Below are 2,244 nucleotides of genomic sequence, written 5' to 3' on the forward strand. Positions count from 1 at the left end.
AGAACACCCCCGCTCCCACCGTGTGGGTGGCCAGGTACTCCTCGGCGATGCGGTGCTTGTGCTCCCGCGGCCGCAGTCGATGACCGGGATGCCGTGGGCCTTGGCGAACCCGCGCACCCGGCGGCTGAACCGGCCCGCCATGCGCATCAGGTGCGCGTTGTCCAACTGCTCTTCGCTGTCCCCGTGCAGACGCCGCCACCAGACCCGGAACCCGCCCGGGTTGTGCCCCAGCGAGAAGGAGGCGTTGAGCACGATCCGGTCCACGCAGTCGTAGCTGCCGGCCAGCAGCTCGCCGTACCGCTCGCTCAGCTCATCCATAGCGGGAGGGTAAACCTCGTCGCCCTGCGACCTGCAACTGCCCCGTCAGGGGCCACCGGTTCCGAGCGACGCCTCGGAAGCGGCGTAGGTTTCCTTGGTGGCTGGATGACTGATGTCGATTTGGGTTGTGGGTGACGGGAGGTGACAGACGTGACGAGGCCGCCGCGGATAGGGTGGAGGGGACGTGTCCCGCGCCGTCAGCGCTCCGCCAAGCCAATGCGCGGCAGCTGGGCCGGGCGCATGCCCGGCCGTGCCCGACAGGCAGGGACGCCGACCGCGACGCTGAGCATCGGTGCGGCACGGGTGCCGAAGAACGCCGAGACGTCGTCGTCCAAGAAGGTGACTCCGGTGGCGCCAACGCCGAGCGCGAACGCCGCCAGCTGCAGCCGCTCCGCGGCGACGCCGCCTTCCAGCTGGGCGGCCCGGTAGCCGCGTGCGCCACCCCGCTGGCGAGAGCGCCTCGACGAGTGACGTCCTGCGGTCGCGTAAGCTACCGATAGGTAAGTTCTCGGAAGGCGGGGGCAGCTCATGGACCAAGATCCCCCCATCTTCACACTGTCGTTGCACGGAGACGACGTTCACTACGTCAAGGCCGGCGGCGGCCCGGTCGTGGTGCTCATCCACGGCATCCTGGGGAGTCGGCGAAGCTGGGAACAGCTGGTGTCGCTGCTGGTACAGGATTTCACGGTCATCGCGCCCGACCTGCTCGGGCACGGGGACTCGGCCAAGCCGCGCGGGGACTACTCGCTGGGCGGCCACGCCGGCAGGCTGCGGGACCTGCTCGACGCGCTGGGGGTGCAGCTGGCGACGCTGGTGGGCCACTCGCTGGGCGGCGGTGTGGCCATGCAGTTCGCGTGGTTGTTCCCGGAACAGTGCGAGCGGCTGGTCCTGGTCAGCAGCGGGGGGCTCGGACGCGACGTCAACCCGATCCTGCGCGCGCCGACGCTGCCCGGGGCCGAGTGGGTGCTGCCGCTGATCAGCGCGCCCTGGCTGCTCCGCGGCGGGGAGCGGCTCGCCGAGCAACTGAGCCGGTTCGGCCTGCGGTCTGGGCCCGATCTGGAGGAGCTGTGGCGCGGGTACGTCAGCTTGGGCGACGCCGAGGTACGGCGCGCCTTCTTGGCCACGATCCGTACCGTGGTCGATCCGGGCGGGCAGACGGTCAGTGCGTTGGAGCGGCTGCCGGCGGTGGCGCACATCCCCACCCTGCTGGTGTGGGGCGCCCGCGACCGCCTGATCCCGGTCGCGCATGGCGTCGCGGCGCAGCAGGCGATTCCTGGCAGCCGGCTGGAGGTGTTCCAGGAGGCCGGACACCTTCCGCATCTGAGCGACCCGTCCCGGTTCGCGGCGCTGCTGCGAGAGTTCGTCGCTACCACGCCAACGCCGGCGACGGACCGGGTTGGCCGGCGTCGTCGGCGGCCGCCCTCGGCGAGGTAACGGAAGGCGAACCGGCGCTCGGGCGGCAGGGTCACCACGGCGCTGCGGGTGTCGTTGCGGCGGCGCCGCAGCGGGTGGGCGAATGGGTCCCAGCCGTTGAAGTCGCCGACTACCGAGGCCTCGCCGGGGATCGCGTCCTCGGGCAGGACGAAGCTGACCTTGACGGCGTTGCACGGGACGACCGTCAGGGAGCGGATGCGTCAGAGGCTCGCCATGTTGCGCCCAGCACTCGTGGAGCACATCGGGCCGCTGCGCCACCGAAGTTCGACGCCTTGTATGCCGCCACGCCCCCCTCGCCTCTTTCGGGGTGAACGTCGTTGAACAGAGCAAGGCGAGCCATGATGGTCGCCAACCGACCCGGCGCCGCGCTGCCGGTAGTACCGCGTGAGAAGGTAGGGTTGGGACCTGCTGCTTCGCGCCTTCGAGCTGCGGCGAGGCATTCTACGAGCGCTCGGTGAGGTCATCTGTAGAGTTGGTACCGGCCGGGGGTGG

3 protein-coding genes are annotated in these 2,244 nt (G+C 70.6%); 1 reads left to right on the top strand and 2 read right to left on the bottom strand.

Annotated elements, in window-relative coordinates; all coding sequences use genetic code 11:
* Together VG276_24620 and VG276_24625 are read right to left on the bottom strand one after the other, a co-directional pair.
* The coding region (locus VG276_24620) for a hypothetical protein (protein ID HEV8652482.1) at window positions 1–318 on the bottom strand (318 nt) is incomplete at its 3' end.
* A 197-nt stretch (window positions 319–515) separates the two neighbouring features.
* Window positions 516–866, bottom strand: a complete 351-nt coding sequence (locus VG276_24625; protein ID HEV8652483.1) for a nitroreductase family protein — start codon at window positions 864–866, stop codon at window positions 516–518.
* On the opposite strand from VG276_24625, the gene VG276_24630 reads away from it, so the two are divergent.
* Window positions 847–1,752 (top strand): alpha/beta fold hydrolase, encoded by a 906-nt coding sequence (locus tag VG276_24630; protein ID HEV8652484.1) that lies wholly within the window; start codon window positions 847–849, stop codon window positions 1,750–1,752. The two genes, VG276_24625 and VG276_24630, sit on opposite strands and share 20 nt — an antisense overlap.
* Window positions 1,753–2,244: the final 492 nt, after the last annotated feature.

This window comes from Actinomycetes bacterium (assembly GCA_036000965.1).
In the GTDB taxonomy this organism is placed as follows: Bacteria; Actinomycetota; CALGFH01; order CALGFH01; family CALGFH01; genus DASYUT01.